Annotated in this window: 11 protein-coding genes; 3 read left to right on the top strand and 8 right to left on the bottom strand. The window is 73.7% G+C overall.

Translation table 11 applies throughout. The features are described from left to right. Positions 1-68: 68 nt before the first annotated feature. Genes ACFY3N_RS32690 through ACFY3N_RS32670 form a run of 5 tightly spaced genes read right to left on the bottom strand, consistent with a single transcriptional unit; the run spans position 69 to position 5,546 of the window. Positions 69-905 (bottom strand): 2,3-dihydro-2,3-dihydroxybenzoate dehydrogenase, encoded by an 837-nt coding sequence (locus ACFY3N_RS32690; protein ID WP_390820432.1) that lies wholly within the window; start codon positions 903-905, stop codon positions 69-71. Continuing rightward, positions 902-2,422 carry an amidohydrolase family protein gene (locus ACFY3N_RS32685; RefSeq protein ID WP_390820431.1) on the bottom strand — a complete coding sequence of 507 codons (1,521 nt, stop codon included), beginning with the start codon at positions 2,420-2,422 and terminating at the stop codon, positions 902-904. The genes ACFY3N_RS32690 and ACFY3N_RS32685 overlap by 4 nt, the downstream gene beginning before the upstream one ends. Then, positions 2,419-2,700 (bottom strand): phosphopantetheine-binding protein, encoded by a 282-nt coding sequence (locus ACFY3N_RS32680; protein ID WP_390820430.1) that lies wholly within the window; start codon positions 2,698-2,700, stop codon positions 2,419-2,421. Before ACFY3N_RS32680 ends, ACFY3N_RS32685 begins: the two co-directional genes overlap by 4 nt. Positions 2,701-2,754: 54 nt before the next feature. After that, complete coding sequence (locus ACFY3N_RS32675; protein ID WP_390820429.1) at positions 2,755-4,434, bottom strand: (2,3-dihydroxybenzoyl)adenylate synthase; 1,680 nt, start codon at positions 4,432-4,434, stop codon at positions 2,755-2,757. Beyond that, on the bottom strand, positions 4,434-5,546 hold the full coding sequence (locus ACFY3N_RS32670; protein ID WP_390820428.1) for a ketoacyl-ACP synthase III family protein: 1,113 nt from the start codon (positions 5,544-5,546) through the stop codon (positions 4,434-4,436). The genes ACFY3N_RS32675 and ACFY3N_RS32670 overlap by 1 nt, the downstream gene beginning before the upstream one ends. 210 nt (positions 5,547-5,756) lie before the next feature. Here ACFY3N_RS32670 and ACFY3N_RS32665 point away from each other — a divergent pair, with 210 nt between their 5' ends. Further along, positions 5,757-7,064: a phenylacetate--CoA ligase family protein gene (locus ACFY3N_RS32665; RefSeq protein ID WP_390820427.1), complete on the top strand. Its 1,308-nt coding sequence runs from the start codon at positions 5,757-5,759 to the stop codon at positions 7,062-7,064. Between the two features lie 208 nt (positions 7,065-7,272). Here the strand turns inward: ACFY3N_RS32665 and ACFY3N_RS32660 are convergent, their stop codons facing one another. Next, complete coding sequence (locus ACFY3N_RS32660) at positions 7,273-8,001, bottom strand: TetR/AcrR family transcriptional regulator (RefSeq protein ID WP_390820426.1); 729 nt, start codon at positions 7,999-8,001, stop codon at positions 7,273-7,275. Between the two features lie 162 nt (positions 8,002-8,163). Here ACFY3N_RS32660 and ACFY3N_RS32655 point away from each other — a divergent pair, with 162 nt between their 5' ends. Then, positions 8,164-9,981, top strand: a complete 1,818-nt coding sequence (locus ACFY3N_RS32655) for an ABC transporter ATP-binding protein (protein WP_390820425.1) — start codon at positions 8,164-8,166, stop codon at positions 9,979-9,981. Next, positions 9,981-11,726, top strand: a complete 1,746-nt coding sequence (locus ACFY3N_RS32650; RefSeq protein WP_390820424.1) for an ABC transporter ATP-binding protein — start codon at positions 9,981-9,983, stop codon at positions 11,724-11,726. The genes ACFY3N_RS32655 and ACFY3N_RS32650 overlap by 1 nt, the downstream gene beginning before the upstream one ends. Positions 11,727-11,790: 64 nt before the next feature. On the opposite strand, the gene ACFY3N_RS32645 is transcribed toward ACFY3N_RS32650, so the two are convergent. After that, on the bottom strand, positions 11,791-11,997 hold the full coding sequence (locus tag ACFY3N_RS32645) for a 4-oxalocrotonate tautomerase family protein (RefSeq protein WP_040905972.1): 207 nt from the start codon (positions 11,995-11,997) through the stop codon (positions 11,791-11,793). Then, positions 11,984-13,270, bottom strand: coding sequence for a DegT/DnrJ/EryC1/StrS family aminotransferase (locus ACFY3N_RS32640; RefSeq protein WP_390820423.1), 1,287 nt, complete (start codon positions 13,268-13,270; stop codon positions 11,984-11,986). The genes ACFY3N_RS32645 and ACFY3N_RS32640 overlap by 14 nt, the downstream gene beginning before the upstream one ends. Positions 13,271-13,403: the final 133 nt, after the last annotated feature.

The raw sequence follows: 13,403 nt of genomic DNA, 5'->3' as shown, positions 1-13,403 counted from the left end.
AGCGTCTGGGAGCCGGTCCGCGCCCGCCGGCACCACCGGCGGACGCGGACCGGACCACGGCGGACGGCTCACACGCCGAGCGTGGCGCCGCCGTCGACCGTGAGGTCCTGCAGAGTGATGTGGCCGGCCCGCTCGGAGAGCAGGAACACCACCGCCTGGGCCACGTCGTGGGGGCGGGCCAGCCGGCCGGTGGGGATGCCGACGCGGTACGCCTCCGGGGCGCCCTCGATCGACGGGCGGCCCGCGTCCTCGCCCTGCCACAGGGAGGTCAGCATCGGCGTGTCGGTGGAGCCCGGCGCGACCACGTTGCAGCGGATGCCGGTGCCCGCGAGCTCCAGCCCCAGGCACTTGGTGAACGCCTGGGCCGCCGCCTTGGACGCCGCGTAGGCGGCCATCCCGGTGCGGGCGGTGCGGGCGGCGTTGGAGGTGACGGTGACGATGGCCCCGGAGCCGCGCGGCGCCATGCGGGAGGCCACGGCACGGCTCATCAGGTAGACGCCGGTGGCGTTCACCGCCAGGGTGTCGTCCCAGTCCCGCTCGGTCAGCCCGGCCACCGGGCCGGGGCGCAGGATGCCCGCCGCGTTGACCAGGTGGGTGATCGGGCCCAGCTCGTTCTCGACCCGCTCGACCGCCGCGGCGACCTCCCCGCCGTGCGAGACGTCCGCCGGCACGGCCAGCAGCCGCGGTTCGGGGGCCTCCGGGTCGGCCGCGGCCTCCTTGCGCAGCCGCGCGGCGAGCTCGTCGAGCGCCGCCCCGTCCCGGTCGACCATGGCCACGGCCGCCCGGTGACGGACGAGCTGGGCCACGATCTCCGCGCCGATGCCGCCGGCGGCGCCGGTCACCACGGCGACCCCGCCCGCCAGCCCCGCTCCGTCCCGGTCCGGCTCGTGCGTCGGTACCGTCATCGGGTCGCCTCCTCGGCGGCACGGCGCCGCGCGGTGCGCGCGAACACCTCGTCGATCCGCTCCTCGGGAACCTTCAGACAGCGCTGCGAGTAGGAGCGCAGCGCCGCCTCGTAGTCGGCCAGCAGCTTCTCCTCGTCGAAGCCGGTGGGACGGCCCGACTCCACCAGCACGCGGCCGCCGACGACCACCGTGTCGACGTCGCCGGAGCCGCCCACCGCGAGGAACGCCTCCAGCGGGCGGGGCGTGTGCACGAACCGCCAGTCGTCCAGCGGGACCATCACCAGGTCCGCCTGCTTCCCGGGCGCCAGGCTGCCGATCTCCTCCTCCCAGCGCAGTCCGCGCGCGGCGATCCGGGTGCCCATCGCCAGCGCGTCGGTGGGCCGCACCAGCAGCGGGTCGGCGTACATCTCGTTGTGGGTCTGCCAGGCGGCCCGCATCTGCTCGGGCATCCCGGGGAAGACCAGCGGCTGGCCGTCGGTGGACAGCGACACGTCGAGGCCGGCGCGGCGCAGCTCCGGGATCAGCCGGGTCTCGGTCATCGCGGACTCGCCCGCCGGGCCGTACTTGGCGGGGGAGTGGCTCAGGTGCACTCCCGCCTCCAGCAGCATCCGCCGTTCCTCGTCGTCGGCGAACCCGGTGTGGACCGACATCAGCCGCTCGTCCAGCAGGCCGAGTCCGGCGAAGCGGCGCACCGGGGTGTCGCCGTAGTACTGGCGGAGGAACTCGCCCTCGTGGCGCTGGGCGCCGATGTGCGAGGCGAACCCGGTGTCGTGGCGCCGCACGATCTCGGCCAGCCCGCGCCCGAGTTCATCGGTCATGTTGGTGCCGTAGACGGCGGTGGGGCGGGCCCGCAGCAGGCCCGTGCCGTCGTTCGCGCACGTCTTGACCAGCGACTCGATCTCGGACAGCACGGCGTCGGTGTCACGGCTGCGGGTGAACGCGCTCTCCCCGGGCCGGCACACGGCGTCCGTGGCCCAGGTGCTCACCGAGCAGCGCATGCCCAGCCACACGGCGGCGGCGGCCAGCGCCTCGGGACGGTTGACCGAGCCGACGTCGCCGAGTGTGGTGACGCCCGCCCGCAACTGCGTCCACATCGAATAGCGCGCGATGGCCTCGCCCTCGTCCGGGGTGAGACCGGCGATGAGGTCGTGGAAGGAGTCGAAGACGGCGGAGATACGGTGCATGTCGCCGCCGTTGCCGAGGAAGCCGGCCTGGTCGCCGCGGTCGTCGGCGGGCCGCAGCGCCCCGTTGAACGGCAGCCGGGTGGAGAACAGTTCGTGCCAGTGCGCGTTGACGAAGCCGGGCAGGACCAGCATCCGGCGGGCGTCCACGGTGCGCAGCGCGGCCCGCCGCTCCGGCGGCAGCGCCGCGACGGCGGCGTCCACCTCGGCCACCGTCCCGACGGCGGCGATCCGGCCGTCGACGGCCAGCAGCGACCCTTCGGGCAGGACCCGTTCGGCGTCGTCGGCCGTGCACAGGTGCGCGCCGCGCACCAGCAGCGGCTCGGGGGCGCTCATGCGGCACCCCCGGTCGCCCCGGAGCGCGCCCTGGCCTCGGCGAGGGCACGGCTGAAGCCGGCCACGGTCGGGTCGGAGAGCAGGGAGTCGAAGTCGACGGGGAAGCCGCCGCGCCGCCAGCGGCTGCTCAGCCGCATGACTTCGAGCGAGCCGAGCCCCAGCAGGATCAGGTTGGCGTCGTCCGGGATGTCCCCCGGCGCGGTACCCAGGAGCTTCGCGACGGCGTCACGCACCTGTGCGCGCAACTCCTGGTCCCCGGTCGGTGTACTGGTGTCCATGGGCGGTGCGGGCCTTCCTTCGGTCGTGTGATGACAGGGCGTGGCGGACGGCACTCAGCCCGTACGGTCGCGTGCGGGCACGAACGCCCCCGCCTCCGCCGGCTTCTCGCCCCGGACCAGCGCGGCCAGCGCCTTCTTGTCCGTCTTGCCGAGACCGGTGAGGGGCAGTTCCTCGAGGTACACGAGCCGGTCGGGCAGCTTGTACTCGGCGAGTCCGCGGGCCTGCATGGCCCGCTTCAGCTCCGGCAGCAGCATCTCCTCGGCGCCCTCGGCCCGTACCAGGCAGGCGCAGGTGCGCTCGCCCAGGAAGTCGTCGGGCACCGGGACGACCGCCGCCCGGGCCACCCCCTCCAGCGCCTGGAGGTGCCCCTCGACCTCGGCGGCGGAGACCTTGTCGCCGCCGCGGATGATGACGTCCTTGATGCGGCCCTCGATCACGAGGTTGCCGTCCTCGGTCAGCCGGGCCAGGTCGCCGCTGCGGTAGAAGCCGTCCTCGGTGAAGGCGCGGGCGTTGTGCTCGGGCGCGCGGTAGTAGCCCTGGAGGGTGTACGGGCCACGGGCGAGGAGTTCGCCGATCCCGCCGGCGGGCAGCTCCTTGCCGTCCTCGTCGACGATCCGGATCTCGTCCGCGGGCGAGATCGGCCGCCCCTGGGTGGCGAGCACCGTCTCCGCCGGGTCGTCGTCCCGGGTGAAGGTGCACAGCCCCTCCGCCATCCCGAACACCTGCTGGAGGCGGCAGCCGAAGGCCGGCTCGATCTGCTCGGCGATGCCGCGGTACAGCTTGGCGCTGCCGATCTGCAGCGTGCGCAGGCTCGACAGATCGTCGGTGAGCCACTCGGCGCCCTCGAGCCAGAGCTGCACCACGCTCGGCACCACCGAGGTGACGGTCACCCGCTCGGACGCGATGAGCGGGAAGCAGGTCTCGGGCGTCGGGTCCTCGGCGAACACCACCGTGCCGCCGGCCCGCAGCGTGCCCACGATGCCGGGGCAGCCCCAGGTGAAGTTGAACGCCACCGGCAGCGTCGCCAGGTACACGTCCCGCTCGGTCAGCGCGGTCGCCGAACCGGCGGCCCGCACCTGGTAGGCGTAGTCGTCGTGGGTCCGCGGGATCAGCTTGGGCAGCGCGGTGGTCCCGCCGGAGAGCAGGAAGAACGCCACGTCCGACGGATCCAGCACCGGGAACGGACCGCCCGCCTCCGGGTCGCCGTCCACCTCGGACAGGGGCACGACGGGGTCGTCCGCCGTGCCGGACGGGTCGTCACCGCACACGAACAGGTGGCGCAGCGTGGGCACTTCGCTCCGGATGCGGCGGGCGAGGGCGGCGTGGTCGAAGCCCCGCAGCAGGCCCGGGCTCACATAGCCGACCGCGCCGGAGAGCTCGCACAGGTGGCGGATCTCCACGTCCCGGTGCGCGGGCAGGGAGAAGACGGGCCGGGCCCCGACGGTGAGCAGGGCGAAGCACACCCGGACGAAGTCCGGCGTGTTCGGCAGCTGGACCACGACCCGGTCGCGGTCGCCGATGCCACGGTCCCGGAAGCCGGCGGCGAGCCGCCGCACCTCCTGCTCCAGTTCGGCGTAGCTGATCCGGCGGCCGGCGCCGACCAGGGCGGTCTTCGGGCCGTGGGTGCGCGCGGCGTCCGAGAGGAGCCGCACCAGGCTCTCCCCGCGCCAGTACCCCTCACGGCGGTAGCGTTCGGCCCGGTCGGCCGGCCAGGGGGTGCAGTGCTCCAGCATCACGCCTCCTCGCCCGACGTCACCGAGCGCTGCTCGGCCGTCGGCTCCGCGGTGATCTCCAGGACGGCGCACCCGGCCTCCATGCCGGTGGCCGCGCCGATGAGCATCACGTGGTCGCCGGGGCCGACCTCGCCGTCCAGCCACAGCCGTTCCAGGGCGATGACGAAGTCGCTGACCCCGGTGTGGCCGATCCGCCGGCAGATGTCCCAGGTGCCCTGCTCCAGGCTCACGCCCAGCGGCTCCAGGAACATGGTCAGCAGCGGGTCCTCGTTGAAGCCGACGTGGCAGAAGCGGCGGATGTCGGACAGCGCGACACCGGCCTCGGCGGCGGTGCGTTCGGCGATCGCCGCGACCTGGTCGCCGAAGTGCCCGATGGGCGGTTTCACCCCGGACGCCCACTGCTTGCGCCAGTACTGCACCCGGGAGTCGAAGTCCAGCGGGATGCCCGCGGTGACGCTCGGCGGCAGCAGCGCCTCGCCGCCCCGGTGCAGGGCCTCCATGCGCGGGTCCGACAGCGAGCCGACGGCGAGCACACGGGCGAAGCCCGGGCGCCGCGACACCACCAGCGAGGAACCGGCGTCCCCGAACAGGAACAGCTTGGAGGAGGTCCACCGGTCGACCAGCGGGGTCGAGAAGTTGTCGCCCGTCGTCAGCAGGACGCTGTCCTTGCCGTCCCCGCCCCCGGTGTACCGGTCCAGGGACAGCCGGCAGGCCGCGGCCTCCAGGCCGGCCACCATGCCGAGGCAGCCCTGCCGGATCTCCATCGCCGGGATGGGCCGGTCCAGGGTGTTCAGCAGTACGTAGTGCGGGGCCGACCAGCCGTCGGGCCCCTGGTGATAGGCGCTGCTGTGCAGCAGCGCGGCGAAGTCGTCGGGCTCCCGCCCGGATCGTGCCAGTGCCGTCCGCGCGGCGCGGATCGCCATGTCCGGCGCCGGCACGGTGTCCTCGACGGCGACGGACTCGATGCCCGACGCCTCCCGGACCCCGGCGTCGAGGCGGCCTTCCTTGACCGCCAGGTCGGTCGGCACGAGCTCGGGAACGTAGCAGCCCACGCCCGACAGATGGATGTCCTCGACCTTCACCCCGGCCCCTCTCGTCTTGGCTGTGTGCACACGGTGGATCGCGGCCAGCACAACACCCCGGGACGGGGGGCCACCTGAGTAGCAGTCACTCAGCTTCGGACGCCCCCCGCCCGGGCACCGCCCGCCCGAGCGCACGGCCACGGCGCGGGCGGATGAGTGGCGCGCACTCACGAGGAAGCCGGCCCGCGGCTGCTGTGCTGGGCCGACAGGCGTGGGCGACGTCCCGAGGAGGCATCCGCCATGACAGTGACCAGGCCGGGGATCGGTGACTGGAAGAGCATCGAGGAGCTGCGCGCGCTCCAGGAGCGGCAGCTGCCGCTGCTCCTCGCCCGCGCCGCCCGCTCCCCCTTCTACCGGTCCCGCCACACCGGCCGGACGGCCCCCGCCACCGCGGCCGACCTGCGCTCCCTGGAACCGACGAGCAAGCAGGACCTGCGCGACGCCTACCCGTTCGGGCTGCTCGCGGTGAACCGCACGGAACTGGCGACCTACCACGAGTCGAGCGGCTCGGCGGGGCAGCCGACCGCGTCGTACTACACGCAGGACGACTGGGCGGACCTCGCCGAGCGCTACGCCCGCAAGTGGGTCGGCATCGAACCGAGCGACGTCTTCCTGGTCCGCACGCCCTACGCGCTCATGATCACGGGCCATCTCGCGCAGGCCGCGGCCCGGTCGAAGGGGGCGACCGTGGTCCCCGCCGACAGCCGCTCGGCGGCCACGCCCGCGGCCCGGACGGTGCGGCTGCTGCACCGGCTGGGCGTCACGCTGACGTGGTCCAACCCCACGGAGACCCTGCTGTGGGCCGCCGCGGCCCGGGCGGCGGGCCTGGACCCGGCGACCGACTTCCCCTCCCTGCGGGCCCTGTTCGTCGGCGGCGAGCCGCTCTCCCCGGCCCGGCGGGCGCGCATCGGCGCCCTGTGGAACGCGCCGGTGGTGGAGGAGTACGGCTCCACGGAGACGGGCACGCTGGCCGGGCAGTGCCCCGAGGGCCGGCTGCACCTGTGGGCGGACCGGGTGCTGTGCGAGGTCCTGGACCCGGAGAGCGGGAAGCTGTCCGAGGAGGGCCGCGGACGGCTGGTGGTGACGCCGCTGTACCGCGAGGCCATGCCGCTGCTGCGGTACAACCTCGACGACGAGGTGGAGGTGGAGTACGCGGACTGCGCCTGCGGGTGGCGGCTGCCGGTGGTACGGGTGCTCGGCCGGGGCGGTTTCGCCTGGCCGGTGGGTACGGGGACGGTGGACCAGCAGCAGGTGGAGGACCTGGTGTTCGGGCTGCCCGAGGCGGACGGCGTCCTGTTCTGGCGCGCCCGGGCCGGCCGCGATCTGCTGCACGTCCAGGTGGAGGCGCGCGAGGAGCGGGCGGCCGGGGTGGAACGCCGGCTGGCCGAGGCCGTGTCCCGGGAACTCGCGGTTCCCTGCCGGGTGGAGGCCCTGCCCCCGGGCAAGCTGGTCCCCACGGAGGTGCTGACCGCCAACCCGGACGCGCTGAAGCCGCGGGGCCTGTTCGGTCCCGAGGAGAACTGGGACCAGGCCCTGCTGTACTACTGACCGGGCCGGTCTTTCACGGGGCACCCCCTGCTGGTGCGGGCCTGCCGGGCCCGCTGCCTCAGGGGGTGCCCCGTGCTGATGCGGGCCGGGGGTGTTCGCGCAGCCCGGCGCGTCACGGGTGCCCCGTGCCGGTGTCGTCCGGCGCTGTCTGAAGTGCCCTGCGCGGGTACGGGCCGGGGGGTGTCCGCGCGGCCCGCCGCGGGCCCCCTCAGCCCGGCAGGCCGCCGAGGTCCGGGCGGTCCAGGACCGCGGCCACGCCGTCCAGGGAGCGCTCCACCGTGTAGGCGTAGAAGTCGTCCTCCAGCGCCGCGATCGCCTCCGGATCGTCCGTGCCCCGGCTGGTGACGGCGGCCCCCACGGCCGCCAGCCCCCGCCGCTCCGGATCGTCACGGTGCGCCGCCAGCGCGCCGGCCAGCCGGACCCGCGCCTCCGGCAGGTTCTCCGCCCGGTCGTCCTCCACCATCACCAGCGTGAACGCGGAGTTCGTGAGGTACCGGTACGCCGCCGTCGCCCCCTCCGCGAACCCCGCCTCCTGCAGCACCAGGATCCCCCGGTCCATCATCGTGAGCGCCGACGGGATGATCGGCCCGATCCGCACCAGCCGCCGCGCCACCCCGCGGTACCGCCGCAGCAACGGCCGTCCCTCCAGCAGCAGCGTGCTGAACCACTCCCGCCACGCGAGCTCCTGCGGCGGCAGCGGAATCATGCTCACCACCCGGTCGGCGACGGCGTCCGCCACCGCGTCACGGTCCCCGATGTGGTGGTAGACGGCGCGCGGCCAGACCTCCAGCGCGGCGGCGAGCTGCCGGGTCGACCAGGCGTCGAGCCCGTCCGTCTCGGTGAGCCGCAGGGCCGCGTCGACGATGCCCGTGGGGGTGATCGGCGGCCGGTCGACAGGACGCCGTCCCCGGCCACCGGGTGCGGGTGAACTGGGCATGGCAGGCAATGTATCCACTCCTCGGTATCCGGTGGCCCGGTGTTCCTTGACCCGGCCCGCCCGGTCCATCGTATGGTGGACAGAGCTTATTACCCAGTGGGTAGTAACATCTAGTATTACCCAGTGGGTAGTAACGCCCCGTATCCGAATTGGAGGACGACGATGCCCGCGGAACCCGCCGCGCTTCCGTCATTACTGCAGCCCGTCCGCAGGAGGCTGGCTCTGGCGGTGCTCTGCCAGGCAGTCGCCGCCCTGCTCAACATCGCCCCGTTCGTCGCCGTGGCCGAACTGGCCCGGGTGCTGCTCGCGGACGGTCCGGTGGACCGCGACCGCGCCTGGACCGTCACCGCCCTCGCGGGCGCCTGCCTCCTGGTGCGGCTGCTGTTCCTGGTGACCGCCAGCGCCGTCAGCCACCTCGCCGAGAACGACCTCCAGCTCTCCGTCCGCCGGCTGCTCATCGGCCGGCTCGACAGGGTCCCGCTGGGCTGGTTCTCGGGGCGCGGCGGGGGCGCCGTGAAGAAGGCCGTGCAGGACGACGTGCACGCACTGCACCACCTGGTCGCGCACTCCCTGCTGGAGCTGACGGCCGCCGTGATCGTGCCGCTGTCGACGCTCGCCTACCTGTTCTGGGTGGACTGGCGCCTGGCGCTGATCACGATGATCCCGCTGGTCCTCGGCATCGGCCTGTTCGGCCGCACCGGCGCGGCGTTCAAGAAGAACCTGCCCGCGCTGGACGCCGCGATGACCGACATCAACGGCGCGGCCGTGGAGTTCGTCCAGGGCATCGCCGTGGTGAAGACCTTCGGCCAGACCCGGCGCGCCCACCGCCGCTACACCGACGCGGCCGACCGGTTCGCCGCGTTCTTCCGCGGCTGGGTCGACTCGCTGGTCGCGCCCAGGGCGCTGTCCGAGATCGTGCTCTCGGCGCCCGTCATGCTGCTCACCGTGCTGCTCGGCGGCACCGCCCTGATCACCGCCGGCCACACCGCGCCCGAGGACCTGGTCCCGTTCGCGCTGCTCGCCGTGGGCATCACCACCCCGGTGCTGACGATCAGCTTCGCCGAGGAGGAGGTCCGGGCCGCGAAGGCCGCCGCGGACCGCATCGGCGAGGTGCTGGCCACCCCCGAACTGCCCCTGCCCGTGCACCCCGCGACGGCCGGCCCCGGAGCGGTGACCTTCGAGGGCGTCGGCTTCTCCCACGACGGCGAGCACCGCGTCCTCGACGGCGTCGACCTGACCCTGGCACCGGGGACGACCACCGCGCTGGTGGGCCCCTCGGGCGCGGGCAAGAGCACGCTGGCGTCGCTGCTGCCGCGCTTCTGGGACCCGGACGAGGGCACCATCCGCGTCGGCGGCACGGACCTGCGCAACCTCGCCCCCGAGGAGATCTACCGCCGGATGTCCTTCGTCTTCCAGGACGTGCGGCTGCTGCGCGACACCGTCCGCGCCAACCTGCTGATCGCCCGGCCGGACGCCACCGACGAGGAGCTCATGGACGCCGCGAGGCGGGCCCGCATCCACGACCGGATCACGGAGCTGCCGCGCGGCTACGACTCCGTGGTCGGCGAGGACGCCCGGTTCTCCGGCGGCGAGGCCCAGCGCCTGTCCATCGCCCGGGCCATGCTCGCCGACACCCCGGTCCTCGTCCTGGACGAGGCCACCGCGTACGCGGACCCCGAGTCCGAGGCGGCCGTCCAGGACGCCCTGTCGGAGCTCACCCGCGGCCGCACCCTGCTGGTCATCGCGCACCGCCTGTCCACGGTGAAGGACGCCGACCAGATCGTCGTCCTGGACGGCGGCCGCGTGGCGGAGCGGGGCACCCACGCCGAACTGCTGGCCCTCGGGGGCACCTACGCGGGCATGTGGCGGGCCCACGAGCGCAGCACCACCTGGCAGCCCCGCGGCGTGGAGGAGTCCGCCGACGACACCACGGTCCGCGCGTCCGTCGCCGGCCGTCCCGCGGTCGAGGAGGCCGTCTGATGATCCGTCAACTGATGGCCGTGGTCGGTCCCGCCGAGCGGCGGCTGCTGCGGAACGTACTCGCCCTCCAGGTCCTCGGAGCGGTCCTGCAGGCGGTGGCGTTCGTCCTGATCGTGCCGGTGCTCGAGCGGCTGCTGGGCGACGATCCCGACCGGGCGTGGCCCTGGGTGTGGGCCCTGGCCGCCGCGGCCGTGGCCCAGTCCGCGGTCCACTACCTGGCCACCAAGGCCGGGTTCCAGGCGGGCGCCGCGCTCTCCAGGGTGCTGCACCACCGCATCGGCGACCACGTCTCCACGCTGCCCCTCGGCTGGTTCGGCCCGACCCGGACCGGTGAGCTGAGCAATCTCACCACCCAGTCCGTGATGGGCATCATGCGCGTCCCCGGCTACCTGTTCCGCCCGCTGATCAGCGGGCTGCTCACCCCGGCCGCGGTGGTCGTGCTCATGTACCTGTTCGACTGGCGGCTCGCGCTCGCCGCGACCTGCACCGCCCCGTTCATCGCGCTGGTCCTGCGCTGGAGCACCAACCGCACCGCCGCCGCCGACCGGCTGCGCGCCGGGACCATGACGGAGGGGGCCAACCGGGTCATCGAATACGCCGAGGTGCAGCCGGTGCTGCGCGCCTTCCCCGGCTCCGGGGCGGCCGGCGGCAGCCGGCTCGACGAGGCGCTGTCCGCCCAGCGGGACGCCGGACGCCAGGTCATGGTGGCGGGCGTCCCCGGACAGGTCGGCTTCACCCTCACCGTGCAGGCGGCCTTCACGGTGATCCTGGTGTACGGCGCCTACCTCGCCCTCGGCGGATCGCTCGAGGTGCCCGAGCTGCTGGCCCTGCTGGTGCTGGCCGCGCGGTTCGTGGAGCCGATGGCGGAGGCCGCCAACCTCGGCTCGGCGCTGCGCTCGACGAGCGCGGCCCTCGACCGGGTGCAGCGGCTGCTGGACGAGAAGCCGCTGCCCGAGCCGGAGCGCCCGGTCCACCCGGCCGGCACGGACATCGAGTTCGACACGGTGGAGTTCTCCTACGGCGACGGCCGCAAGGTGCTGGACGGCGTCGGCTTCCGCATCCCCGAGCGCACGATGACCGCGCTGATCGGGCCCTCCGGTTCCGGCAAGACGACGATCGCGCGCCTGATCGCCCGCTTCTGGGACGTGGACGGGGGCGCCGTCCGGGTGGGCGGCGTGGACGTCCGCGAACTGCCGGCCGAGGACCTGATGTCCCGGATCTCCGTGGTGTTCCAGGACGTCTACCTCTTCGAGGGCACCATCGAGGACAACATCAGGGCCGGCCGGCCCGACGCGACCGACGCCGAGGTGCGCCGGGCCGCCCGGCAGGCGCGGGTCGACGAGATCGCCGAACGGCTCCCGGGCGGCTGGTCCGCGCAGGTCGGAGCGGGCGGCGCGGCACTGTCCGGCGGTGAGCGCCAGCGCATCTCCATCGCCCGGGCGCTGCTCAAGGACGCGCCGATCGTCCTGCTGGACGAGGCCACCTCGTCCCTGGACCCCGCGAACGAGCGAGCCGTCCAGGACGCCCTGTCGGAGCTCACCCGCGACCGCACCCTGCTGGTGATCGCCCACCGGCTGCAGACGGTGCGCGCCGCGGACCAGATCCTGGTGCTGGACGGCGGCCACATCGTCCAGCGCGGCACGCACGACGAGCTCATCGCCCAGGACGGCCGGTACGCCGACTTCTGGGCCGAGCGCAGCCGCAGCCGGGGCTGGCGCCTGGCGAAGACACCCGTGGCCAACTGAGAATCCCCCGGCGGGCCGCTCTCGCGGACCCGCCGGGGGACCGGTGTGGCCGCCGCTCCCGGCTTCACCCCCGCGCCGAGAGCGGCGGCTTCCCCGGTACGCCGGCGATGCCCCAGCGGGTGGCGGGCACCTCCTGCAGGACGACCCAGGTCGCGGCGCGCGCCGAGTCGCCGAACACCTCGGCGACCGCGTCGGTGATCCGGGCGATCAGCTCCGTCTCGGTGGCGCCGTCCAGGCGGCCCTCGTAGAGCTTGACGTCAATGAGCGGCATGGGAGGTCTCCTTCATGCTCGGTACGGTCGTACGGTTCCCGGCGTTCTCGATCACGGTGCGCGCGTCCTCCAGGGCCGCGTCCAGGGCCTCGGCCAGGTGGTCCACCTGCTCGTCGCTCAGCCCCGGGTGGCAGGGCAGGTTGACGTGCTCGGTGAACCACAGCTCCTCGGCCACCGGGCACTCGCCGGGCCCGTGCCCACGGGACCGCCACTCCGGCAGCAGGTGCAGCGGGAAGTAGCGGAGCTGCACCTCCACGCCCCGCGCGTCGAGTCCGCGCACCAGGGCCTCACGGGTGCCGCGGGGCCCGGACACGAAGCAGGTGTACAGGTGCTGGGCGTGGTGCACACCCGGACGGGGGCGGCCGGCCCTGGCGTGCGGATGACGGTCCACCACCGCGTTCAGCCGCGCCGCGATGGCCCGCCGCCGGTCGACGAGGTCCTCCAGCCGGTCGAGCTGGTGCAGCCCCACCACACAGGCGGCCTCCGACAGCGTCGCGTTGGTGCCGCTGCGGCGCACTCCCAGGCAGGCGTCCCGGTACACCGACGACGAGTACTTCATCCAGGGCAGCAGCTCCGGCGCCTCCAGCGGCGACGCGCTCCCGGCGACGAACACCCCGTCGACCTCGTTGGAGCGCAGCCGGTCGATCCGCTCCGCCCAGTCGTCGCGGTCGAAGGTGAGCATGCCGCCCTCGCCGAGCGTGGTGATGTTCTTCGACGCGTGGAAGCTGAAGCAGCCGATGTCGCCGAGCGAACCGGGGCGCCGGCCGTCGTAGCGGGCCCCCAGCGCGTGCGCGCAGTCCTCGACGACGAGGATGCCCCGCTCCCTGGCCATGGTCACGATCTCGTCCATCTCGGCGGGCCAGCCGCCGTAGTGGACCAGCAGGATGGCCCGGGTCCGGTCCGTGATGAGGTTCTTCAGCGACGCCGGGTCCATGTTGAGCGATTCCCGGTCGATGTCGCAGAACCGCACCCGGACCTGTCGGTCGAGCAGGGGCTGCACGGTCGCCTGGAAGGTCTGCGGGGTGACGACGACCTCGTCGCCCGGCGCCAGGTCGAGCAGGTGGACGGCGAGTTCCAGGGCGACGGTGCCGCTGGTGACGCTCAGCGCGTACCGGGTGCCGGCGTACTCGCTGAAACGCCGCTCGAACCGCTCCCTCCAGGAACCCATGGACAGTGACTCACCGGATTCGAGCAGCTTTCCCAGAGCCGCCGCCTCCGTCGCACCGAGGATGCTTCCGCGACTCGCGTACGGAACTTTGTAGGCCCCGCGCATAAGTACCCTCCGGCAGGATTCGGGGATTGTCTTCCCGTCGCCGACATGGGCGACGCGAACGACTCTACGTTTGTGACGGGCCCGCCGATGCGGCAAGTGCGCTGGCCTGACACGGGTTTGACACGCCGTCAAT

It is taken from the genome of Streptomyces sp. NPDC000348 (assembly GCF_042898795.1).
Lineage (GTDB): Bacteria > Actinomycetota > Actinomycetes > Streptomycetales > Streptomycetaceae > Streptomyces.
This window is presented reverse-complemented; position numbering and strand designations above follow the sequence as displayed.

Bases quoted from the DNA above. Each gene is read 5' to 3' on its own strand.
- ACFY3N_RS32690 (WP_390820432.1), bottom strand. From the start codon at position 905: ATGACGGTACCGACGCACGAGCCGGACCGGGACGGAGCGGGGCTGGCG.
- ACFY3N_RS32685 (WP_390820431.1), bottom strand. From the start codon at position 2,422: ATGAGCGCCCCCGAGCCGCTGCTGGTGCGCGGCGCGCACCTGTGCACG.
- ACFY3N_RS32680 (WP_390820430.1), bottom strand. From the start codon at position 2,700: ATGGACACCAGTACACCGACCGGGGACCAGGAGTTGCGCGCACAGGTG.
- ACFY3N_RS32675 (WP_390820429.1), bottom strand. From the start codon at position 4,434: ATGCTGGAGCACTGCACCCCCTGGCCGGCCGACCGGGCCGAACGCTAC.
- ACFY3N_RS32665 (WP_390820427.1), top strand. From the start codon at position 5,757: ATGACAGTGACCAGGCCGGGGATCGGTGACTGGAAGAGCATCGAGGAG.
- ACFY3N_RS32660 (WP_390820426.1), bottom strand. From the start codon at position 8,001: ATGCCCAGTTCACCCGCACCCGGTGGCCGGGGACGGCGTCCTGTCGAC.
- ACFY3N_RS32655 (WP_390820425.1), top strand. From the start codon at position 8,164: ATGCCCGCGGAACCCGCCGCGCTTCCGTCATTACTGCAGCCCGTCCGC.
- ACFY3N_RS32650 (WP_390820424.1), top strand. From the start codon at position 9,981: ATGATCCGTCAACTGATGGCCGTGGTCGGTCCCGCCGAGCGGCGGCTG.
- ACFY3N_RS32645 (WP_040905972.1), bottom strand. From the start codon at position 11,997: ATGCCGCTCATTGACGTCAAGCTCTACGAGGGCCGCCTGGACGGCGCC.
- ACFY3N_RS32640 (WP_390820423.1), bottom strand. From the start codon at position 13,270: ATGCGCGGGGCCTACAAAGTTCCGTACGCGAGTCGCGGAAGCATCCTC.